The organism is Serratia sp. Nf2 (assembly GCF_003028435.1).
Taxonomy (GTDB): domain Bacteria; phylum Pseudomonadota; class Gammaproteobacteria; order Enterobacterales; family Enterobacteriaceae; genus Serratia; species Serratia marcescens_L.
In genome coordinates this window covers 137,649-160,061 of the sequence record NZ_PYTW01000009.1, presented here as the reverse complement: position 1 = coordinate 160,061, position 22,413 = coordinate 137,649, and the positions used below count along the sequence as shown (strand labels likewise).

General features: G+C 57.9%; 16 protein-coding genes. 5 read left to right on the top strand and 11 right to left on the bottom strand.

Annotated features, from left to right (window positions below; all coding sequences use genetic code 11):
• Positions 1–74: 74 nt before the first annotated feature.
• Positions 75–284 (bottom strand): cold shock domain-containing protein, encoded by a 210-nt coding sequence (locus C9411_RS19460; RefSeq protein ID WP_004928244.1) that lies wholly within the window; start codon positions 282–284, stop codon positions 75–77.
• 525 nt (positions 285–809) lie between these two features.
• On the opposite strand from C9411_RS19460, the gene C9411_RS19455 reads away from it, so the two are divergent.
• Positions 810–2,216 (top strand): VOC family protein, encoded by a 1,407-nt coding sequence (locus C9411_RS19455; RefSeq protein ID WP_063989427.1) that lies wholly within the window; start codon positions 810–812, stop codon positions 2,214–2,216.
• 2 nt (positions 2,217–2,218) lie between these two features.
• Here C9411_RS19455 and lpxK read toward each other — a convergent pair whose 3' ends face one another.
• The 9 genes from lpxK to ansB all read right to left on the bottom strand — a co-directional run bounded on the left by lpxK (position 2,219) and on the right by ansB (position 14,518).
• Entirely contained in the window at positions 2,219–3,199 is a 981-nt protein-coding gene (lpxK, locus tag C9411_RS19450) for a tetraacyldisaccharide 4'-kinase (RefSeq protein ID WP_063989426.1), read from the bottom strand.
• Positions 3,199–4,947, bottom strand: a complete 1,749-nt coding sequence (gene msbA, locus C9411_RS19445) for a lipid A ABC transporter ATP-binding protein/permease MsbA (protein WP_063989425.1) — start codon at positions 4,945–4,947, stop codon at positions 3,199–3,201. The genes lpxK and msbA overlap by 1 nt, the downstream gene beginning before the upstream one ends.
• Before the next feature lie 35 nt (positions 4,948–4,982).
• On the bottom strand, positions 4,983–7,253 hold the full coding sequence (locus C9411_RS19440; protein ID WP_107227720.1) for a ComEC family protein: 2,271 nt from the start codon (positions 7,251–7,253) through the stop codon (positions 4,983–4,985).
• A 276-nt stretch (positions 7,254–7,529) separates the two neighbouring features.
• The gene (ihfB, locus tag C9411_RS19435) at positions 7,530–7,814 is read right to left on the bottom strand and encodes an integration host factor subunit beta (protein WP_004928264.1); all 285 of its coding nucleotides are present in this window, start codon (positions 7,812–7,814) and stop codon (positions 7,530–7,532) included.
• Positions 7,815–7,876: 62 nt separating this feature from the next.
• The gene (rpsA, locus tag C9411_RS19430) at positions 7,877–9,550 is read right to left on the bottom strand and encodes a 30S ribosomal protein S1 (protein WP_004928267.1); all 1,674 of its coding nucleotides are present in this window, start codon (positions 9,548–9,550) and stop codon (positions 7,877–7,879) included.
• A 184-nt stretch (positions 9,551–9,734) separates the two neighbouring features.
• Complete coding sequence (cmk, locus tag C9411_RS19425) at positions 9,735–10,424, bottom strand: (d)CMP kinase (protein ID WP_004928270.1); 690 nt, start codon at positions 10,422–10,424, stop codon at positions 9,735–9,737.
• A gap of 259 nt (positions 10,425–10,683) precedes the next feature.
• Positions 10,684–11,970 (bottom strand): 3-phosphoshikimate 1-carboxyvinyltransferase, encoded by a 1,287-nt coding sequence (gene aroA, locus C9411_RS19420; RefSeq protein ID WP_063989423.1) that lies wholly within the window; start codon positions 11,968–11,970, stop codon positions 10,684–10,686.
• 113 nt (positions 11,971–12,083) lie between these two features.
• Positions 12,084–13,169 (bottom strand): 3-phosphoserine/phosphohydroxythreonine transaminase, encoded by a 1,086-nt coding sequence (serC, locus tag C9411_RS19415; RefSeq protein WP_107227719.1) that lies wholly within the window; start codon positions 13,167–13,169, stop codon positions 12,084–12,086.
• Between the two features lie 302 nt (positions 13,170–13,471).
• On the bottom strand, positions 13,472–14,518 hold the full coding sequence (ansB, locus tag C9411_RS19410; RefSeq protein WP_107227718.1) for an L-asparaginase 2: 1,047 nt from the start codon (positions 14,516–14,518) through the stop codon (positions 13,472–13,474).
• A gap of 148 nt (positions 14,519–14,666) precedes the next feature.
• Between ansB and ycaO the strand changes: the two genes are divergently transcribed.
• The 4 genes from ycaO to pflA all read left to right on the top strand — a co-directional run bounded on the left by ycaO (position 14,667) and on the right by pflA (position 21,111).
• On the top strand, positions 14,667–16,430 hold the full coding sequence (ycaO, locus tag C9411_RS19405) for a 30S ribosomal protein S12 methylthiotransferase accessory factor YcaO (RefSeq protein ID WP_107227717.1): 1,764 nt from the start codon (positions 14,667–14,669) through the stop codon (positions 16,428–16,430).
• Positions 16,431–16,891: 461 nt separating this feature from the next.
• Complete coding sequence (gene focA / locus C9411_RS19400) at positions 16,892–17,752, top strand: formate transporter FocA (RefSeq protein ID WP_107227716.1); 861 nt, start codon at positions 16,892–16,894, stop codon at positions 17,750–17,752.
• 54 nt (positions 17,753–17,806) lie between these two features.
• On the top strand, positions 17,807–20,089 hold the full coding sequence (gene pflB / locus C9411_RS19395; protein ID WP_107227715.1) for a formate C-acetyltransferase: 2,283 nt from the start codon (positions 17,807–17,809) through the stop codon (positions 20,087–20,089).
• Positions 20,090–20,370: 281 nt separating this feature from the next.
• On the top strand, positions 20,371–21,111 hold the full coding sequence (gene pflA, locus C9411_RS19390; protein ID WP_063989417.1) for a pyruvate formate lyase 1-activating protein: 741 nt from the start codon (positions 20,371–20,373) through the stop codon (positions 21,109–21,111).
• 48 nt (positions 21,112–21,159) lie between these two features.
• On the opposite strand, the gene C9411_RS19385 is transcribed toward pflA, so the two are convergent.
• The gene (locus C9411_RS19385) at positions 21,160–22,311 is read right to left on the bottom strand and encodes an MFS transporter (protein ID WP_033637849.1); all 1,152 of its coding nucleotides are present in this window, start codon (positions 22,309–22,311) and stop codon (positions 21,160–21,162) included.
• Between the last annotated feature and the right edge of the window lie 102 nt (positions 22,312–22,413).

Genomic DNA, 22,413 nt, shown 5'->3' with positions numbered 1-22,413 from the left:
TATCTTCCGCATGACTCAGCGCTGAGGCGTCACCATGGTTGTATTAAGATCTCTTATACGCGTTCCCTGTCTTCTTACAGAGCAACTACGTTGGCGGCAGCCGGCCCGCGCGGGCTGTCCTGGATGGTGTACTCGACACGCTGGCCTTCAGCCAGGGTCTTGAAACCGTCGGTCATGATAGCGGAGAAGTGTACGAATACATCTTTGCCACCGTCGTGCTGCTCAATGAAACCAAAACCTTTGCTTTCGTTGAACCACTTAACCTGACCCGTCTTCTTAGACATTACTTTTACCTTTAAATATATTTACAAAACCTGCCATAAGAGGCAATTGAGGCCATTTCAGAAACATTACTTATGGGAGGTACTTAGAAGGTTCGTCTTTGAAGCGGAATCGAATGATAACGTTTTTGGAGGAACTGCTTAACTCTAAACTCGAACATAAATAGGTCTGGATTACAGGCCGACTTGCATTTACTCATAAAACTGGCGAATGCACAAGAGGTTTATTGCATTAAATTCGCTATTACGCCCGATTTATTTTTATCCCCCTGAATACACATGACTTAATTTAACGGTCGCCGCGTCCGAACCACCGCGCCCCTCCGCTCACCAGGGCATCGTTTGCCCGCCTGTGCGCTGCAAATGAGAGCTAACGCATAAAACTCTAATATGCTTGCCGCGTCTATAACAAATCCCAAATCAGATGGCTAAACTTGAGGGGAAAACAAGGCAGACGGCTTTTTCGCCAGCACTTTTGCCGCTAAAAACACGATTTTTCAGATTATGCTGAATCAAGGAGCTATGCGCATGACCGCCCAGCAGTTCGTTTCACCTAATGAAATCCGCGCCAGATTCTCTCACGCGATGTCGGACATGTATCAAAAAGAGGTACCGCTGTACGGCGATCTGCTGGAGCTGGTGGCGGAAACCAACCGGCAGGTTCTGCGCGAAGACGCCGCACTGGCTCATCAACTGCAAATCACCGGCGAGATAGAACGCCTGGCCATGGAGCGCCACGGCGCAATCCGGGTCGGCACTGCAGGCGAGCTGACCACCCTGCGCCGCCTGTTTCGGGTGATGGGGATGGCGCCGGTCGGTTACTATGACCTGTCGGTAGCAGGCGTTCCGGTGCACTCCACCGCTTTTCGCGCCGTACACGAAGACGCTCTGCAGATCAGTCCTTTCCGCGTGTTCACCTCCCTGCTGCGCCTGGAACTGATAGAGGATCCCGCGCTGCGTGCGCTGGCCGAGCGCTTGCTGGCACGCCGCCGCATCTTTACCGATCGCGCGCTGGAGCTGATCGCGCTGCAGGAAGCGCAAGGCGGATTGAATGAAGTGCAGGCGCAGGAATTTGTCGAGCAAGCGCTGGAAACTTTCCGCTGGCACAACCAAGCGACGGTCAGCGCCGAAGAATACCGGCAACTGCACGATCAGCATCGCCTGATCGCTGACGTGGTAGCGTTTAAAGGGCCACATATCAACCACCTGACACCACGCACGCTGGATATCGATCGCGTTCAGCAGGCGATGCCCGGCCGCGGTATTACGCCCAAAGCAGTCATCGAGGGCCCACCGCGCCGCCGCCGCGCGATCCTGCTGCGCCAAACCAGCTTCAAAGCGCTGGAAGAAAGCGTCGATTTCGTTGAGCACGACGGCCACGCCATCGCCGGTCATCACACCGCACGCTTCGGCGAGATCGAACAACGCGGCGTGGCGCTGACGCCTAAAGGACGCGAACTTTACGACCGTTTGCTGCAGGCGACCAACGATGCGCTACAGGCGCCGCCGAGCGAGAAGAATGCCGAGCGCTACTATCAATTGCTGGAGGAAAACTTCCGGGCGTTTCCGGACGATTACGCTACGCTGCGTGAGCAACAGCTGGCCTGGTTCCGCTATTTCCCGACCGAATGCGGCCTGGCGGCCAAAGAGTCGCTGGATAAGCACAGCACCCTGGAACAACTGATCGAGAAAGAACACGTTCGCTTCCAGCCGCTGGTGTATGAAGATTTTCTGCCGGTCAGCGCGGCGGGGATTTTCCAGTCGAATCTGGGGGACAGCCGCCACGCGCAATACAACGCGACTTCCAGCCGCGCAGCGTTTGAACAAGCGTTGGGCAGTGAGGTGATCGATGAGCTGGCACTGTATCAGCAAACCCAGCAGCGTTCGCTGGAAGCCTGCGCGCAAGCCCTGGGGCTTATCACGCTGGCGTCCTGAGATTATTTAGTCAGTAGAGATTCGATATCCTGCAGCAGTTGCTCAGCCTGAGCGGACGGTAGCACCGCATCAACCGGCAAATACCACCAATTAGGCTGGGCAAAGGCGCGACACTTCACCGCGTCCTTCTCCGTCATCAGCAGCGTCTGATCGGCTGCAGCCAGCGCCGCCAGCTGCGGCTGCTGATATTCCTGATGATCGGCAAACGCCACTTCCTGCACCACCTCGACGTTCAGTTTTTCCAACGTCGCGAAGAAACGCGGCGGATGACCGATACCCGCCATAGCCACCACGCGCGGCAGCTCGGCCGCCGGGCGACGTTCACCGCTCAGCAGGTTCACCGCGTCACGCGCCTGCAGGCGCATGGCAATCTCTCCCGCCTGCGCCACGCCGCCATTGGCGACGCGCGCATCGACGCTGCCAAGCCGCGCGGCACGCTCGCGCATCGGCCCGGCCGGTAACCACCAGCCATTGCCGAAACGGCGCACGCCGTCGATGACCACCAGCTCGAAGTCACGCTGTAAGGCATAGTGCTGCAAGCCGTCGTCGGTGATGATCGCATCCAGCGGCTGGTGTTGCAGCAAGGCCTCCACCGCCTCGGCTCGCTTGGGCGCAATCGCCACGGGCGCGCCGGTGCGCTGATAAATCAGCACCGGCTCATCCCCCGCTTCGCGGGTTGAGGTATTCTGATTGAGCACCAGGGGATAGACCGCCGACTTGCCGCCGTAACCGCGCGAGACCACGCCAATGCGATAGCCCCGCTGCTGCAGGTGTTCCACCAGCCAGATCACCATCGGCGTTTTGCCGTTGCCGCCGGCAGTGAGGTTGCCCACCACCACCACCGGCACCGGTGCGCGCCAGCTTTTGCGCAGGCCGCAGCGATAGCTGAGGCGAATCAGCCAACTAAACAGGCCATACAGCCAAGAGAGCGGCAGCAGCGCCAGATAAAGCAGCGAACCGCCGGACCAGATGCGCTCAATCATTATTGACCAAACTGCATGCGGTGCAGCTGCGCATAGGCGCCCTGCCGTTCAAGCAATTCGGCGTGCTCGCCGCGTTCGACGATGCGGCCGTCCTCCACCACCAGGATCTCGTCCGCCTTCTCAATCGTCGACAGACGGTGCGCGATCACCAGCGAAGTACGGTCTTTCTGCAACTCGTCAAGCGCAGCTTGAATAGCACGTTCGGACTCGGTATCCAGCGCAGAAGTCGCCTCATCCAGGATCAGGATCGGACAGTCACGCAGTAACGCACGCGCGATGGCGATACGCTGACGTTGGCCGCCGGACAGCATTACGCCGTTCTCACCGATCACCGTATCCAAGCCGTTCTCCATCTTGTTGATGAAGTCCATCGCGTACGCCATTTCTGCCGCTTTCTCAATCTGCTCGCGGCTGTATTCGCTCTCGCGCGCATAGGCGATGTTATTGGCGATGGTGTCGTTGAACAGATGCACGTTTTGCGAGACCAGCGCCACCTGATTACGCAGTGAGGCCAGGGTATATTCGCGCAGATCGTGGCCATCCATCAGAATTTCGCCTTCCTGGATATCGTAGAAACGCGTCAACAGGTTGGCGATGGTGGATTTCCCCGAACCGGAACGGCCCACCAATGCAACGGTCTTGCCTTCAGCGATTTTCAGGTTGATATCACGCAGCGCCGGCGTTTCCTTGGATGGGTAGTAGAAGGTAACGTTACGGAATTCGATATCGCCTTTCGCACGCTTCACTTCGCGGGTACCGGTGTCTTTTTCCTGTTCCATATCCAAAATGGAGAACAGCGTCTGACAGGCCGCCATCCCGCGTTGGAACTGGGCATTGACATTGGTCAGCGACTTCAGCGGGCGCATCAGCGCGATCATCGACGAGAACACCACAGTAATAGTACCGGCGGTCAGGGTTGCCATCACGCTTGGGAAGCTGGCGGCAAACAGTACGAACGCCAGGGCCAGCGAAGCGATCAGCTGTATGATCGGATCGGAAATCGAAGACGCGGAGACCAGTTTCATGCCCTGTTGACGCATGCGGTTGCTGACCGAGTTAAAGCGCTCGGTTTCCACCTGCTGGCCACCGAAGATCAGCACTTCCTTATGGCCTTTCAGCATCTGCTCGGCGCTGGTGGTCACCTGCCCCATGGTGTTCTGCATGTTCTTGCTGATGTTACGGAAACGCTTGGACACCAGGCGAATGGCGATGGAAACGATCGGCGCCAGCACGATCAGGATCACCGACAGCTGCCAGCTGTAGTAGAACATCATGATGAACAGGCCAATGATCGAGGCCCCTTCACGCACCACGGTCACCAGCGCACTGGAAGAGGAGGAAGCCACCTGCTCGGAATCATAGGTAATGCGCGACAGCAAAGTCCCGGTAGACTGCTGATCGAAGAAGGCCACCGGCATTCTCATCATGTGGCCAAACAGGCGGCGGCGCATCTGCATCACCACCATGCCGGAAACCCAGGAAATGCAGTAGCTTGAAACAAAGCTGGTCACGCCGCGCATCAGCATCAGCGCAATCACCGCCAGCGGCATCCACACCAGCACGCTGCTGTCGGTTTTTCCAAACCCATCGTCCAATAGCGGTTTAAGCAGAGACAGCATCAGCGTGTCACCCGCTGCGTTCATAATCAACGCAATGGCGGCCACAATCAGCCCGGTCTTAAAAGGAGTGATCATCGGCCAGAGTCGACGGAAAGTCTGCCAGGTCGAGAGATCTTTATCATTCATCATGCAAATACCAGCATCGGAAGAAATAGCGGCCTATTTTACTCATTATCACCCTCTACGCCAAACCGCTGATGGTACCAACGGGGCATTAATTGTTCGCGAAAGCCTTTAATTTGCCAATCGTTGTCGAAAAAAAGTACCGATAACTGGCCAGAGCGCGTCGTATCACGCCATATAATGCCATTTGCCCGGTATCTGGCGACCACTTTACGCGCAGGCAAACGCCATTTGTTGTAACGAGATGCAGACGCCAGCGCCGCCTCAGGATTGACCGCGCGCAGAAACGGCGGTGTGGAAGAGGTTCTGCTGCCATGGTGCCCCACCTGCAATATCGTGGCCGCTAAACGGTCGCGCCGCAATCGAATCAGCTGTGCCTCCGCTTTCTTTTCCGCGTCGCCGGTAAGCAGCAGGCTGTATTGCCCGTCGTCGATACGAATCACGCAGGAGTCGTCATTGACCGGCCTTTTGAGCGTTCTCGGCGGCCACAGCACCTCGAATTGCAACGACTGCCAACGCCAACGCTCACCGGCGACGCAGGGCAAGTGCCCCACCCCGCGTATCGGGCTACGCACCTTCGCCTGTGGAAACGCACTCTGTACCGTCGGCAGCCCGCCGATATGATCGAGATGATCATGGCTGATAATGATCTGTTCCAATTCAATTCCTCGCCAGTTCAACATCGGCAAAATATGCCGTTCGGCGGCGCTGCCGCCCGGCCAACGATCGCCGGTATCGTACAGTATTCCCTTGCCGTTTTGCTCAATGACCACCGCCAAGCCGTGCCCGACATCGAGCATATCGACTCGCCAGCGGTATCCCGGCTCTTTTTCCCGCCACAGCACACAGCATATCGCTATCGTCGCCAGCCCCGGGGCATAACGCCGCCACCAATGAAAGCGCCAACAGATAACGATAAGCCATCCCGCTATGCTGGCCAGCAGCGAGGCAGCCCCCAAATCCACCCAACCGCGTTGCAGGTAATTCAGCGGCACAAACACCCAGCTCAACGTGAAATCGGCCAACCACCAAAGCCCGTAACTTAGCGAGGGGAAGACGCCGCCGATCACCGCCAGCAAAATCAACGGCACCGTCACCAATGAGACGATCGGCACCGCCCAAAGATTGGCCGGCAACGAGGTCAGCGTCAGGCCTAAAAACAGTGCGACCTGCATCGGCACCAGTAGCAGCGTCATGCCGAGCTGAATATGCAGCCAGCGTACCGGCGCCCAATACCACGCCGACCGGAATCGCTCACCGATCGGCGCCCATTCAAACCAAAAAATCAGGCAACCTACCGCCAGCACCGACAGCCAGAAACTGTCTGACAATATCGCCAGCGGATCGCACAGCAAAATCAGCCCGATACACCATAGCCACACCTGCCAGGAAGAACAATGAACGCCGCGCAAGCGCAGCAGCATCCACAGGGTCATCGCCAACGCGGTGCGTACCGCCGGCGGCTGGGCGCCCACCAACCAGACATAGATCAGCGTCGCCACCCAGCCTGCGACCAGCGGAAAGCGATAGCCAATCAGATGGGCGGGAAGAAAAAACTGCAGCGCACGCAGCACCGCCCAAAACAAAATGGCGACCATCGCCACATGAAGCCCTGAAATGGCCATTAAGTGCGCAATGCCGGTTTTCAGCATCAGCGTGCGCAAAGCCTGTTCAAGTGCGGTTCGTTCTCCAAAAGCTAGCGCCAGCAATACCGCCTTGTAACGCAATTCACCGATGTTGGTTTCCGCATGGCTGATTATGCGCTGGCGCAGGCCGCAATCGCCATCCAGCAAACGAGCCTGCCTGACCTGCGCGGTCAAGGGTTGGCGCTGCGCGATTGCCCAACGCTGGCTGTCAAAGCCGCCTTCATTGAGCTTACCGTGCACCGGCCGCAAACGCAGTTTCAACTGCCAACGCTGCCCGGCGCACAGCCGCTGCCGTTCTGGGGCCCACGTCGTGGTAAACGCCAGCGCAGGCACCAACCAATGGCCGTCGACTCGTTCGATGCGCATCAGCGTCTGCTTACTGGTGGCAGGCTCCAGTGCGACGCTGCTCACCTGTACCACCGCCGTTACATCCGGCATGCGGCTTAGGTGCTCCATTTGCCCAAGCAGGCTTCCGGCGTTGAAAACCGCCCATATGAATCCCAAACCCAGGCAGGCCAAATAGCGGCAGATCGGCCAACGGGTGCGCAGCAGTAAACAGGCGACAAACAGCATCGGCCACAGCAGCCATGGCTCTGGCAACCGCGGTAAAACCAGCAGCGGCAGGATGCCGCAGATGACGGCGAATATCGCCAGATCCAGCGAAATTTTGATCGCTCTTCTCCCTTCGGCTCCACCATGAGCAAAAACGCGTCACGGTAAGCAAGCAGGATCGTTGAGGCGATATGTCGCCGCCAGCGGGCTTTAACGAAGATGCGGTGAGCATGGCAGGATAAGAGAGGCCTATGCAGCAGCCACACCGCAAATGCGGCGCAGTACGCAATTCACGAGCGTATCGTGGAGAATCGCAGGCGAAAAAAAACGGCGCCTTAAAGGCACCGTTTTATATTCTTTACAAGCAACAACGCTATGAGCAGTCAGCGACTAGCCATAGATATTGGCGCGGTCACGCAACTCTTTGCCGGGTTTGAAGTGAGGAACGTACTTGCCGTCCAGCTCAACTTTGTCACCGGTTTTCGGGTTGCGGCCTACACGCGGGGCACGGTAGTGAAGAGAAAAACTGCCGAATCCGCGGATCTCAATGCGTTCGCCCTCGGCCAGCGTTGCGGCCATGTGCTCAAGCATCTCTTTCACTGCATCCTCAACGGCCTTCGCCGGAATATGAGATTGCTGGCCAGCAAGTCTTTCAATAAGTTCAGACTTGGTCATAGTACCTCCAAGCTTTGCAGCTAAACTACCGTATCGGGGCGGTCAAAAACCGCCCCCCGTCATTACTCGCCTTTAGCCGCTTTGAAAGCTTCAGCCATTGCGTTAGAGAAGTTGCCTTCTTCCTGTTTGTTGTTAACAGTAGCGATGGCGTCTTTCTCGTCAGCTTCGTCCTTAGCACGTACGGACAGGCTTACAACGCGGTTCTTACGGTCAACGCCGGTGAATTTGGCTTCAACTTCGTCACCTACGTTCAGAACCAGAGTTGCATCTTCAATGCGGTCGCGAGAGGCTTCAGATGCACGCAGGTAACCTTCTACGCCGCCTGCCAATTCAACTGTAGCACCTTTGGCGTCAACTGCAGTGACTTTACCAGTAACAATAGCACCTTTCTTGTTCATAGACAGGTAGTTATTGAACGGGTCTTCAGCCAGCTGCTTCACGCCCAGGGAGATACGCTCGCGCTCTGCGTCAACTTGCAGAACAACCGCTGCGATTTCGTCGCCTTTCTTGTATTCACGTACTGCTTCTTCGCCTGCAACGTTCCAGGAGATGTCAGACAGGTGAACCAGGCCGTCGATGCCGCCGTCCAGGCCGATGAAGATACCGAAGTCAGTGATAGACTTGATTTTACCTTCAACGCGGTCGCCCTTGTTGTGGGTTTCTGCGAACTGCTGCCATGGGTTGGATTTGCACTGCTTCAGGCCCAGGGAGATACGACGACGTTCTTCATCGATGTCCAGAACCATCACTTCCACTACGTCGCCCACGTTAACAACTTTGGACGGATGGATGTTTTTGTTGGTCCAATCCATTTCAGAAACGTGTACCAGACCTTCAACGCCTTCTTCGATTTCTACGAAGCAGCCGTAATCAGTCAGGTTGGTTACACGACCAGTCAGCTTGGTGCCTTCTGGGTAACGTTTCGCGATAGCAACCCATGGATCTTCGCCCAGCTGTTTCAGGCCCAGGGATACACGAGTACGCTCGCGGTCGAACTTCAGCACTTTAACAGTGATTTCATCGCCAACATTGACGATTTCGCTTGGGTGCTTAACGCGTTTCCAAGCCATGTCAGTGATGTGCAGCAGGCCGTCTACGCCGCCCAGATCAACGAATGCACCGTAGTCAGTGAGGTTCTTAACGATACCTTTAACTTCCATGCCTTCCTGCAGGTTTTCCAGCAGTTGATCGCGCTCAGCGCTGTTCTCGGATTCGATAACCGCACGGCGAGAAACGACAACGTTGTTGCGCTTCTGATCCAGCTTGATGACTTTGAACTCAAGCTCTTTGCCTTCCAGGTGCAGAGTGTCACGTACCGGACGCACGTCAACCAGGGAACCTGGCAGGAACGCGCGGATGCCGTTCAGCTCGACGGTGAAGCCACCCTTCACTTTGCCGTTGATAACACCGGTTACAGTCTCAGCTTCTTCGTAGGCTTTTTCCAGCGTGATCCAAGCTTCGTGACGCTTAGCTTTCTCACGGGACAGCAGGGTTTCACCGAAGCCGTCTTCAACAGCATCCAGAGCAACGTCAACTTCGTCACCAACCTGGATTTCCAGCTCGCCCTGGGCGTTTTTGAATTGCTCAGCCGGGATGGCAGACTCAGATTTCAGACCGGCGTCAACCAGTACGATATCTTTGTCGATAGCAACAACGACGCCACGAACGATGGAACCCGGGCGGGTTTCGATTTCTTTTAAGGATTCTTCAAAGAGTTGAGCGAAAGATTCAGTCATGTTGTTAATCTTCAGGGTTCTTTAGTTTAACGTCCATTTAGCGTCCCGCCGAATGGGGTTGTTTCACATACCCCGCCATTGGCTCCATGCCGACAGGGTTTAAGGTTACAGGGGTAAAATTTTACCCGATATATTGCGATACCGCTATGACAAATATGACAAAAAGCCAATAGCGCCGCCGCGCTTATTGCTGCGGCAACGCCAACACTTTCTGTGCATACGTCAACGCCTGCCGGATCACTTCTTCGATCGACATGCTGGTAGAATCCAGCACGAGGGCGTCAGAAGCGGGCACCAGAGGCGCGATAGGCCGATTACGGTCACGGTCGTCCCGTTCCTTTATCTCGGCTAAAAGACGTTCAAAGTTAACATTAAAGCCCTTCTCCTGCAACTGCAGCATGCGGCGGTGCGCGCGCTCCTCCGAGCTGGCGTCGAGGAAAATCTTGACCGGCGCGTCCGGGAACACCACCGTGCCCATATCGCGACCATCGGCAATCAGGCCGGGCGCCTCGCGGAATGCGCGCTGGCGACGCAGCAACGCCTCGCGCACGCGCGGAAACGCCGCCGCTTGCGACGCGGTGTTGCCGACGGTTTCGGTGCGGATCTCATTGCTGACGTCCTCACCTTCCAAAATCACCTGCAGCTTGCCGTCCTGGGCAACGAAGCGAACATCGAGATGTGCGGCCAGCGGAACCAGCGCTTCCTCAGAAGTGATATCCACCTGATGATGCAACGCCGCCAGCGCCAGCACGCGGTAGATCGCGCCGGAGTCCAGCAAACGCCAACCAAGGGACTCGGCCAACGCTTTACACAGCGTGCCTTTGCCTGCGCCACTTGGTCCATCAACGGTTATCACCGGGGCTGTAGCCGTCATTTCTCTCTCCTTCAGGTAGAAAACCTCACAGAGGCACGGTGAGCTTCGACGCGAAGCCCGTGCGCCCTGTCACCTGCCCAATCAGGGGCAAATACGGTGGCGTATTATACGCTGCCCTACGGCGATCTGTTACCCTGGAACTGTCCGGTTGTTGAAAATAAGCGCACAACCGCGAAAAAGTATAGAAGAAACGCCGGTCGCCAAAGGTTAAAAACGATAAAGGCCCACAAAGGGGCCTTAAAATAAACGATTTGACGGGTTACGCCGGCTGGCTGATGCGCGCCAGCTGTTCGAAATAGTCCGGGAAGGTTTTCGCGGTGCATTTCGGATCGAGAATGGTGACCGGAGTATCCGACAGCGCCACCAGCGAGAAACACATCGCCATGCGGTGATCGTTGTAGGTGCCGATCTCGGCAAACTGCAGTTTGGCCGGCGGCACAACGTGAATATAGTCTTCGCCTTCGTCCACTTCCGCCCCCACTTTACGCAGCTCGGTCGCCATCGCCGCCAGACGGTCGGTCTCCTTCACCCGCCAGTTGTAGATATTGCGAATGGTGGTCGGCCCCTCGGCGAACAGCGCCGCGGTGGCGATGGTCATCGCCGCGTCCGGAATGTGGTTCATGTCCATGTCGATGCCGCGCAGTTCACCGCGGCTGCACTCAATGAAATCGTCGCCCCAGGTAATGCGCGCGCCCATTTTCTCCAGCACGTCGGCAAACTTGGTGTCACCCTGCACGCTTTTGCGGCCGATGCCGGTCACGCGCACGGTGCCGCCCTTGATCGCCGCCGCTGCCAGGAAGTAGGAGGCGGAAGAGGCGTCACCCTCAACCAGGTAATCGCCCGGCGCGATATACGTCTGGCGCCCCTGGATATGGAACACCCGGTAGTTGTCGTGGCTCACCGATACGCCGAAGGTGCGCATCAGATGCAGCGTGATGTCGATGTACGGCTTGGAAACCAGCTCGCCCTTGATGTGGATCTGCGTATCCTGCGGCGCCAGCGGCGCGGTCATCAGCAACGCAGTCAGGAACTGGCTGGAGACGCTGCCGTCAACGGTGACGTCGCCGCCCTGGAAGCCGCCGCGCAGGCGAATCGGTGGGTAATCGGTCTGCTCGAGGTAATCAATCTGCGCCCCGCCCTGGCGCAACGCGTCCACCAGATGGCCGATCGGGCGCTCTTTCATGCGCGGTTCGCCGGTCAACACCACGTCGCCCTCGCCGAGGCACAGCGCCGCCGCCAATGGGCGCATCGCCGTCCCGGCGTTGCCGAGGAACAGTTCCAGCGGCCGATCGGCCACCAGCGGCCCGGCCACGCCGGTCACTTCGCACACGGTGCGATCGGCGGAAAGCTGATAGTTCACGCCCAACGCCTGCAGCGCGTTCAGCATATGACGCACGTCGTCGCTGTCCAGCAGGTTGGTCAGCCGGGTCGTGCCTTTCGCCAGCGCCGCCAGCAGCAGAGCGCGGTTAGAAACGCTCTTGGAGCCGGGTAAGTTGACGGTGCCATTGACCAGGGCGACCGGGTGTAACGTCAGGGAATCCACCATGTGAACAAAACTCTCCAATTCTGATAAACGAAACGGCTCCGGAATAATGCCGGAGCCGCTTTAATGCAAAAGGACAACAGCCTGAGCAGCCCGCGCCTGGCGGGCTGACGGAATCAACCGTGACGACGTTCGAAGTCGGTCATGAAGTCGGTCAGCGCCTGCACGCCGGCCAGCGGCATGGCATTGTAAATAGAAGCGCGCATGCCGCCAACTACCCGGTGGCCTTTCAGCGCCTGCAGGCCGATGGCCTCGGCTTCGCTGAGGAACACCTTGTCCAGCGCCGCATCGGCCAACTGGAACGGCACGTTCATCCAGGAACGGTTGGCGATCGCCACCTGGCTGCGGTAGAAGTCGGATTTATCGATGGTCGCGTACAGCAGTTCGGCCTTGGCCTGATTGCGTTTCTGCATCTCCACCAGGCCGCCCTGCTCTTTCAGCCATTTGAACACCAGCCCGGACAGATACCAAGCGAAGGTCGGTGGGGTGTTGAACATCGAGTCGTTCTCGGCCAGCACGGTGTAATCGAGGATCGACGGCACTTCTTTGCGCGCCTTGCCCAGCAGATCGTCGCGCACGATCACCAGCGTCAGGCCGGCCGGGCCGATATTTTTCTGCGCGCCGGCGTAAATCACGCCAAAACGGCTGACGTCGAGCGGGCGGGACAGAATGGTCGAGGAGTAATCGCCGATCACCACCTTGTCGCCGAAGTCCGGCGTTTCATCGATGGCCACGCCGTCGATGGTCTCATTCGGGCAATAGTGCACATAAGCCGCGTCGGCGTTGAGTTGCCACTCTTTCATCGGCTTGATGCCGCTCAGGCCGTCGATGCGGGTTTTCACGTCGATGACGTTCGGGGTGCAATACTTCTCCGCTTCCTTGATGGCGCTGTGCGCCCAATAACCGCCGTCGATATAGTCGGCGGTGGTCTTGTCGCCCAGCAGGTTCAGCGGCAGCGCGGCAAACTGCCCGCGGGCGCCGCCGTGGCAAAACAGCACTTTATAGTTGGAGGGGACTTTCAGCAGATCGCGCAGATCCTGTTCCGCCTGCTCAGCAACGGCGATGAACTCTTTGCTGCGGTGACTGATCTCCATCACTGACGTGCCCAGCCCGTGCCAGTTGCACAGTTCCTGTTCCGCACGACGCAACACTTCCACCGGCAGCATCGCCGGGCCAGAGCTAAAATTATAAACCTGAGTCATTTCCCCTCACCACATTCACTGTTCGCCGCAGAAAAGCGACCTGTCGAAAAGACGCCCGAAGTTAACGCTCGCGTTAACCAACCCATCGGTTTTATCACTCACGCCCCATGGCTGCAACGCTTATTCGCCCGTCGGCGGCAAACGGCCGCGCCGGGTGATGACAGGCTCTGCGGCCGTCGCGATTGTTTGGACGATAAAACCCTGCGACATGGGGAAATTCAGCGGGTTAACGCGGTGTTTTATGCTGTATTCAGCCAAGATGGCTACGGGAGCCCGGTCGGCCCCCGCAGGGAAGAAAACGATCAGTACTGATTGAACATCTGCTGGATCTGCTTCGCGTCTTTGGTTTGCGTCAGCGCCAGCTGCAGCAGTATGCGCGCTTTTTGCGGATTCAGCGTGCCGGCGGCCACAAAGCCGTACTTGGCATCGTCCACTTCCGCATCTTCGGTGGTGGCGCCGGTCGGCACGCGCGATGAACGCACCACCGCCACACCGTGCTGCGCCGCCGTCGCCAGGGTGTCGAACACCGTTTTATACAGATTGCCGTTGCCGACCCCGGCGCTGACGATGCCCTGGTAGCCTTCGGCGATCAGCGCCTTGGCCGGCGCATCGGAGGCGTTGGCATAGTTGTAGACGATGCCGACCTTCGGCAGTTCGCTCAACTTGCTGACGTCGAACGGCGTATCCCGGGTATGCTTACGCTGCGGCGAACGCTGGTAATCGACCTTGCCGTTGTGGATATACCCCAGCGGGCCGTAGTTCGGCGACTGGAAGGTCTGCACGGCGGTGGTGTTGGTCTTGGTGACGTCGCGCGCATCCAGCACCGTGTCATTCATCGCCACCAGCACCCCGCGGTTGGCCGATTGCGGATCCGCCGCCGTCACCACCGCATTATACAGGTTGAACGGGCCGTCGGCGCTCATCGCCGTCGCCGGCCGCATCGCCCCCACCAGCACCACCGGCTTGTCGCACTTCACCGTCAGATCGAGGAAATAGGCCGTCTCTTCCAGCGTATCGGTGCCGTGGGTGATGACGAAGCCGTCGGTTTTGCCGCAGTCGGCGTCAATTTTCTTCGCCAGCGTCAGCCAGACCTGATCGTTCATGTCCTGCGAGCCGATGTTCACCACCTGCTCTCCCTGCACGTTGGCGATATCTTTCAGCGCCGGCACCGCATCGACCAACGCCTCGACGCCCAGTTTGCCCGCCGTATAGTTGGATTTCGTCGCCGAATCGCCGCCGCCGGCGATGGTGCCGCCGGTCGCCAGCAGGGTGATGTTGGGCAGCGCCAGCGCCGAGGCGCTGGCACCGGTCAACAAGAGAGTTAACACGCTGAGTTTCACTGATTTCATTAGATTTCTCCGTGACAGATAACTCGCTGAATTATGGCCTTTATCCTTAAAAAAACTGTGACTTTGCCACCGCTTTAGGAATACGTGGAGCTCCAGCGCAAAACCCCGTATCATTGCGCGTTTTTAGTACGCGCAAAAAGTGAAGACAATGACGCAAACTTTTATCCCCGGTAAAGACGCCGCCCTGGAAGACTCCATCGCCCGTTTCCAGCAGAAATTGAGCGATCTCGGTTTCAACATCGAAGAAGCCTCCTGGCTGAACCCGGTGCCGCACGTGTGGTCGGTGCACATTCGCGATCGCGATTGCCCGCTGTGCTTCACCAACGGCAAAGGCGCCAGCAAAAAAGCCGCGCTGGCCTCCGCGCTGGGTGAATATTTCGAGCGCCTGTCCACCAACTACTTCTTCGCCGATTTCTATCTGGGCAAGCAGATCGCCGAAGGCGACTTCGTGCACTACCCGAATGAGAAATGGTTCCCGATCCCTGAAGACGACGCGCTGCCGGCCGGCATCCTCGACGAACGCCTGCACGCCTTCTACGATCCGCAGCAAGAGCTGAGCGCCAGCGATCTTGTCGATCTGCAATCCGGCAACGCCGATCGCGGCGTGTGTGCGCTGCCGTTTACCCGTCAGTCCGATCAGCAAACCGTGTACATCCCGATGAACATCATCGGCAACCTGTATGTTTCCAACGGCATGTCCGCCGGCAACACCGCCAACGAAGCGCGGGTGCAGGGCCTGTCGGAAGTGTTCGAGCGCTATGTGAAAAACCGCATCATCGCCGAATCCATCAGCCTGCCGGCGATCCCGGACGAAGTGCTGAACCGCTACCCGGGCGTGGTGGAATCCATCGCCAAGCTGGAAGAGGAAGGTTTCCCGATCCTCTCCTACGACGCCTCGCTGGGCGGCAACTATCCGGTCATCTGCGTGGTGCTGTTCAACCCGACCAACGGCACCTGCTTCGCCTCGTTCGGCGCGCACCCGGACTTCGGCGTGGCGCTGGAGCGCACGGTGACCGAACTGCTGCAGGGCCGCAGCCTGAAAGATCTCGACGTGTTCACCGCGCCGACCTTCGATGACGAAGAAGTGGCGGAACACACCAACCTGGAAACGCACTTCATCGACTCCAGCGGCCTGATCTCCTGGGATCTGTTCAAACAGGATGCGGACTATCCGTTCGTTGACTGGAGCTTCAGCGGCAGTACCCAGGAAGAGTTCGCCACCCTGATGAGCATCTTCGACAAAGAAGACGCGGAAGTGTACATCGCCGACTACGAGCACTTGGGCGTCTATGCTTGCCGCATCATCGTGCCGGGCATGTCCGATATCTACCCGGCAGAAGACCTGCTGCTGGCCAACAACAGCATGGGCGCGCACCTGCGCGATACGCTGCTGGCGCTGCCGGGCAGCGAGTGGGAACCGGAAGAATACCTGGCGCTGATCGAGCAGTTGGACGACGAAGGGCTGGACGACTTCACCCGCGTACGCGAACTGCTGGGCATTGCCAGCGGCAAAGACAACGCCTGGCATACCCTGCGCGTGGGCGAGTTGAAGTCGATGCTGGCGCTGGCGGGCGGCGATCTGGATCAGGCGCTGATCTGGACCGAATGGACGCAGGATTTCAACGCCTCGGTGCTGAACCCGGCGCGCAGCAACTACTACCGCTGCCTGCAAACGCTGCTGCTGCTGGCGCAGGAGCCTGAACGCGAAGCGGCGCAGTACTACACCGCGTTCGTGAAGATGTACGGCCAGGAAGCGGTCGACGCCGCCTCCGCCGCCATCAGCGGTGAAGAGCGCTTCAACGGGCTGTTCACCGTCGATGCCGATCTGGAGGCGCTGCCGGCCCATCAGGCGCTGCTGGCGGCCTACGAGAAGCTGCAGGCTGCCAAACGCCGCCACTGGGCCACGGCCTAAGCATCATCAGGGGATACTGCCACTTTGGGAGTACCCCTGCTGCCAAACGCCGCACTTCGTTGCGGCGTTTTCATTTTTGCGGTGTATTTCAACGCATTCGGTTTTATTTTCTCGCCGTAAAATTGGCGGTTAAACGACCATAAAAATAAATAAACCGTCAATTGTTGCCGGATGGTGAAATAATAATTAACCGATAATTAAACTTTCAGCGCTGCGCGGCGACAAAACGCCTAAAAATTTAACTTTACCCTACGCCGTCCACCCGGTGAATTCAAAAAATTTTGCAAACATTAAAAAAATGTTTTTACTTAAAAATCAATAAATTAATCATAAAAACCACACAAAAAACACGCCATTTTGCCGCTCTACTTCCCCGCCTTATGATCCAAATCAAATTTTCCCCTATACTGCTTTGCTAGTATCTCATTGCGTTGTTTTAACCCTTAAGAGCGAGAGTTAGTTTGAAAACTGACAGCCCCTTCGATCTGATTTTACCTGCGGCCACGGCGAAAATCGCTGAAGATGCCGGCGTGTATAAAGCCACCAAACATCCGCTGAAAACGTTTTATTTGGCGATCACCGCCGGTGTCTTCATTTCCATCGCCTTCGTCTTCTATATCACGGCGACCACCGGCACCGCCGGCGTGCCTTTCGGGCTGGCGAAACTGGTCGGCGGCATCTGCTTCTCTCTCGGGTTAATGCTGGTGGTGGTATCGGGCGCCGACCTGTTCACCTCTACCGTACTTATCGTCATCGCCAAGGCCAGCGGCCGCATCAGCTGGGGCCAGTTGGGTGCCAACTGGCTGAACGTTTATCTCGGCAACCTGGTCGGCGCGCTGTTCTTCGTGGCGCTGATCTGGTTCTCCGGTGAATATATGGTCGCCAACGGCCAGTGGGGCCTGAATGTCCTGCAAACCGCAGACCACAAGCTGCATCACACCTTTATCGAAGCCGTGTGCCTCGGCATTCTGGCTAACCTGATGGTCTGCCTGGCGGTCTGGATGAGCTACTCCGGCCGCACCCTGACCGACAAGATGTTCGCCATGGTGCTGCCGGTCGGGATGTTTGTCGCCAGCGGCTTCGAGCACAGCATCGCCAACATGTTTATGATCCCTATGGGCATCGTGGTCAAACACTTCGCCACGCCGGAGTTCTGGCAAGCCGTAGGGGCGGTACCTGAGCAATTCGCTCATCTGACAGTAAGCAACTTCATCATCGACAACCTGATTCCGGTCACCATCGGCAACATCATCGGCGGCGGCCTGCTGGTTGGGTTGACTTACTGGGTAATTTATCTGCGCGGGGGTCGCGAACAGCACTAAGCTGTGAGTTACCGCGCGCAGAGTTAGAAATCCACAATCAAAGGTAGGTGTACAATGACCGAACTTAACGAGAAATTAGCCAACGCTTGGGAAGGTTTCAGCAAGGGTGACTGGCAGAATGAAGTCAACGTTCGTGACTTCATCCAGAAAAACTACACGCCTTATGAAGGTGACGAATCCTTCCTGGCTGGCGCCACTCAGGCCACCACCACCTTGTGGGACAAGGTTATGGAAGGGATCAAACTGGAAAACCGCACTCACGCGCCGGTTGATTTCGACACCAACGTTGCTGCAACCATCATTTCTCACGACGCGGGTTACATCGCCAAAGAGCTGGAAACCATCGTAGGCCTGCAGACCGACGCGCCTCTGAAACGCGCGCTGATCCCGTTCGGCGGCATCAAAATGGTCGAAGGTTCGTGCAAAGTGTACGGCCGCGAGCTGGATCCACAGCTGAAAAAAGTGTTCACCGAATACCGTAAAACCCACAACCAGGGCGTATTCGACGTTTACACCAAAGACATCCTGAACTGCCGTAAGTCCGGCGTGCTGACCGGTCTGCCAGATGCCTACGGCCGCGGCCGCATCATCGGCGACTACCGCCGCGTGGCGCTGTACGGTATCGACTTCCTGATGGCCGACAAGCTGAACCAGTTCAAATCGCTGCAGGAAAAACTGGAAAACGGCGAAGACCTGGAAATGACCATCCAGCTGCGCGAAGAGATCGCTGAACAGCATCGCGCTCTGGCTCAGATCAAAGAGATGGCCGCCAAATACGGTTACGACATCTCCGGCCCGGCCACTAACGCGCAAGAAGCGGTGCAGTGGACCTACTTCGGCTACCTGGCCGCGGTGAAATCCCAGAACGGCGCCGCCATGTCCTTCGGCCGCGTGTCCACCTTCCTCGACGTGTTCATCGAGCGCGACATCAAGGCGGGCAAACTGACCGAAGAACAAGCGCAGGAACTGATCGACCACCTGGTGATGAAACTGCGTATGGTGCGCTTCCTGCGTACCCCTGAGTACGATGAGCTGTTCTCCGGCGACCCAATCTGGGCGACAGAATCCCTGGCCGGTATGGGCGTCGACGGCCGCACCCTGGTCACCAAAAACAGCTTCCGCTTCCTGAACACCCTGTACACCATGGGACCGTCTCCGGAGCCGAACATGACCATCCTGTGGTCTGAGAAGCTGCCGCTGAACTTCAAGAAATTCGCGGCGAAAGTGTCCATCGACACCTCTTCCGTTCAGTACGAAAACGACGACCTGATGCGCCCTGACTTCAACAACGATGACTACGCCATCGCTTGCTGCGTCAGCCCGATGATCGTCGGCAAACAAATGCAGTTCTTCGGCGCCCGCGCCAACCTGGCGAAAACCATGCTGTACGCCATCAACGGCGGCGTTGACGAAAAACTGAAAATGCAGGTCGGCCCGAAAGAAGCGCCGATGATGGACGAAGTGCTGGACTATGACAAAGTCATGGCCCGCATGGACCACTTTATGGATTGGCTGGCCAAGCAGTACGTGACCGCGCTGAACATCATTCACTACATGCACGACAAGTACAGCTACGAAGCTGCGCTGATGGCCCTGCATGACCGTGACGTTTATCGCACCATGGCTTGCGGCATCGCCGGCCTGTCCGTTGCAGCCGACTCCCTGTCCGCCATCAAGTATGCGAAAGTCACCACCATTCGCGACGAAGACGGCCTGGCTATCGACTTCAAAGTGGAAGGCGAGTATCCGCAGTTCGGTAACAACGACGCCCGCGTCGATGACATCGCCTGCGACCTGGTGGAACGTTTCATGAAGAAAATTCAGAAACTGCGCACCTACCGCAACGCGGTACCGACCCAGTCCGTACTGACCATCACCTCCAACGTGGTGTACGGTAAGAAAACCGGTAACACCCCGGATGGCCGCCGCGCAGGCGCACCGTTCGGCCCAGGCGCCAACCCGATGCACGGCCGCGACCAGAAAGGCGCAGTAGCCTCCCTGACCTCGGTAGCCAAACTGCCGTTTGCCTATGCGAAAGACGGGATCTCCTACACCTTCTCCATCGTGCCTAACGCGCTGGGTAAAGACGACGACGTGCGTAAAGCCAACCTGGCGGGCCTGATGGATGGTTACTTCCACCATGAAGCCTCCATCGAAGGCGGCCAGCACCTGAACGTCAACGTGATGAACCGCGAAATGCTGCTGGATGCGATGGAAAACCCTGAGAAATACCCTCAGCTGACCATCCGCGTTTCCGGTTACGCCGTGCGCTTCAACTCGCTGACCAAAGAGCAACAGCAGGACGTGATTACTCGTACCTTCACTCAAACGATGTAATACGCCAACCGGGCGGGAAACCGCCCGGTGCCAACGTCGGGGCCGGCTCTGCCGGCCCTTTTCTCCCACCGCTCTCCCCTGACTCTGTACGAGTCTGTTTTGCCGGACATCTATACTGAATGGATAGCCGGCAAAACAGTTATCCGGCAACTGACCGGCCGACAGGCATCATTACCCCCGGTGGCGGGCTCACCCCGCCACTGCATCGCAGATACCTGGCCGGCGGCCACGCGCCTATTTTTAGACTGCGTTTGACAGTCAATATTGGAGAAAACCCCGCAATGTCAGTAACTGGTCGCATCCACTCCTTCGAATCCTGCGGCACCGTCGACGGGCCAGGGATCCGCTTTATCGTCTTCTTCCAGGGCTGCCTGATGCGCTGCCTCTATTGCCATAACCGCGATACCTGGGATACCCACGGCGGCAAAGAAGTGACCGTCGAAGAGCTGATGAAAGACGCGGTGGCCTACCGCCACTTCATGAACGCCTCCGGCGGCGGCGTGACCGCGTCCGGCGGCGAGGCGATCCTGCAGGCTGAATTCGTGCGCGACTGGTTCCGCGCCTGCCACGCCGAAGGCATCAATACCTGCCTGGACACCAATGGCTTCGTGCGCCGCTACGATCCGGTGATTGACGAGCTGCTGGACACCACCGATCTGGTGATGCTGGACCTGAAACAGATGAACGACGAGATCCACCAGAACCTGGTCGGCGTCTCCAACCACCGCACGCTGGAATTCGCCCGCTATCTGGCGAAACGCAACCAGCGCACCTGGATCCGCTACGTGGTGGTGCCGGGTTGGTCAGACGACGATAAGTCGGCGCACCTGCTGGGCGAGTTCACCAAAGACATGAGCAACATCGAGAAAATCGAGCTGCTGCCCTACCACGAGCTGGGCAAGCACAAATGGATAGCGATGGGGGAAGAGTACAAGCTGGACGGCGTTCATCCGCCGAAGGCCGAGACCATGGATCGCGTCAAAGGTATCCTGGAAAGCTACGGCCACAAAGTCATTTACTGATTGGCGCGGCGCCAAAGAAAAACCGGCTCATGGCCGGTTTTTTTATGCTCAGGCGGCGGCGAACGGCGTGTGATGGTGATCCGGCTTCTGCTTTTTCAACAGCATCAGCAGGTAAACCAGCGCCACGGCGGCGATCATCACGAACAGCACGCGGTCGGAGTAGTTTTGCATCAGCAGCGCCGTCATCGACGGGCCCAGCAGGCTGCCGATGGTGTAGCTCATCAACAGCGCCTGGTTCATCGCCACCAACTCGTGCGGCAGCGCCTTCTCGCAGGCCCAGGACATCGCCACCGGGTACAGGGTAAAGCCGGCGCAGCCGAGGATGAACAGCGAAGGCGCCATGGCGTAGTTGCCGAGCATCGCCACGCTGGCCAGGATCACCACGAACACCTGAATGCGCAGCACCAGCAGGCGCCCGTATCGATCGGCCAGGCGACCGACCGGCCATTGGCCGACGATGCCGGAGCTGACCAGCAGCGCCATCCAGTAACCGACGTTGGCATCGCTCATGCCCTGATGGGAGAGGTACAGCGGCATCAGGCCGTACAGCGAACCGAGCACGATGCCGGAGATGATGCAGCCATTGATGCCGAGACGCGCGCTGCGGCGTCTCAGCATTGTCCACACCGCCGCCTGCTGCGGCTCGTCTTCATGGCGGTTGACCCGCGCAAACAGCATCGGCAGCATGGCGCTGATCACAATGGCGGTCACCCACGGCACCACGTGCAGCAATTCGGTCGAGGTCATGCTCAACAGCAATTGGCCGGTCACCGTACCGAGGTAATAAACGATCATATAGGCCGCCAGCAGCTGGCCGCGGTTGCTCAGATTGCCGCTGCGCAACAGCGCGCTCTCCACGATCACCCAGATCCAAGCGCAACCGACGCCGGCGAAGAAGCGCCAGCCCAGCCAGCTCCAAAAATCGATCGACAGCACCATGCCGGCGGTCGCGGCGGCGAACACCAGACAAGAAAGATGATAGCTGCGGGTAAAGCCGACGCGCTGGATCAGTTTGCCCGCCACCAGCGTGCCCAATAGGTTGCCGCTGAAATAAGAGGAGCTGACCATTCCCACCTGCCAGGTCGACAGCTGAGCATGGGTTAACCAAAGAGGCACTAACGTATTCAAAACGGCAATGGATACCGTGAGCAGCAAGAGGCCGCAGAGCAATAAGAGCACTGGGCGGGAGTATGCGGACATAGTGAAATTGTGACCGAACGCGCAATGAGAGTGCGCGCATCATGCCACTGGCGATAAAAAAGTCAATCGCCTCTTATCGTTCCACCGCACGATTTGTTTCCG

What these genes read in the sequence shown, in the direction of transcription:
- pflA (WP_063989417.1), top strand. Translation starts at nt 20,371, where the DNA reads ATGTCAGTAACTGGTCGCATCCACTCCTTCGAATCCTGCGGCACCGTC.
- ihfB (WP_004928264.1), bottom strand. Translation starts at nt 7,814, where the DNA reads ATGACCAAGTCTGAACTTATTGAAAGACTTGCTGGCCAGCAATCTCAT.
- serC (WP_107227719.1), bottom strand. Translation starts at nt 13,169, where the DNA reads ATGACTCAGGTTTATAATTTTAGCTCTGGCCCGGCGATGCTGCCGGTG.
- ansB (WP_107227718.1), bottom strand. Translation starts at nt 14,518, where the DNA reads ATGAAATCAGTGAAACTCAGCGTGTTAACTCTCTTGTTGACCGGTGCC.
- pflB (WP_107227715.1), top strand. Translation starts at nt 17,807, where the DNA reads ATGACCGAACTTAACGAGAAATTAGCCAACGCTTGGGAAGGTTTCAGC.
- msbA (WP_063989425.1), bottom strand. Translation starts at nt 4,947, where the DNA reads ATGATGAATGATAAAGATCTCTCGACCTGGCAGACTTTCCGTCGACTC.
- cmk (WP_004928270.1), bottom strand. Translation starts at nt 10,424, where the DNA reads ATGACGGCTACAGCCCCGGTGATAACCGTTGATGGACCAAGTGGCGCA.
- aroA (WP_063989423.1), bottom strand. Translation starts at nt 11,970, where the DNA reads ATGGTGGATTCCCTGACGTTACACCCGGTCGCCCTGGTCAATGGCACC.
- C9411_RS19460 (WP_004928244.1), bottom strand. Translation starts at nt 284, where the DNA reads ATGTCTAAGAAGACGGGTCAGGTTAAGTGGTTCAACGAAAGCAAAGGT.
- rpsA (WP_004928267.1), bottom strand. Translation starts at nt 9,550, where the DNA reads ATGACTGAATCTTTCGCTCAACTCTTTGAAGAATCCTTAAAAGAAATC.
- C9411_RS19455 (WP_063989427.1), top strand. Translation starts at nt 810, where the DNA reads ATGACCGCCCAGCAGTTCGTTTCACCTAATGAAATCCGCGCCAGATTC.
- C9411_RS19385 (WP_033637849.1), bottom strand. Translation starts at nt 22,311, where the DNA reads ATGTCCGCATACTCCCGCCCAGTGCTCTTATTGCTCTGCGGCCTCTTG.
- lpxK (WP_063989426.1), bottom strand. Translation starts at nt 3,199, where the DNA reads ATGATTGAGCGCATCTGGTCCGGCGGTTCGCTGCTTTATCTGGCGCTG.
- ycaO (WP_107227717.1), top strand. Translation starts at nt 14,667, where the DNA reads ATGACGCAAACTTTTATCCCCGGTAAAGACGCCGCCCTGGAAGACTCC.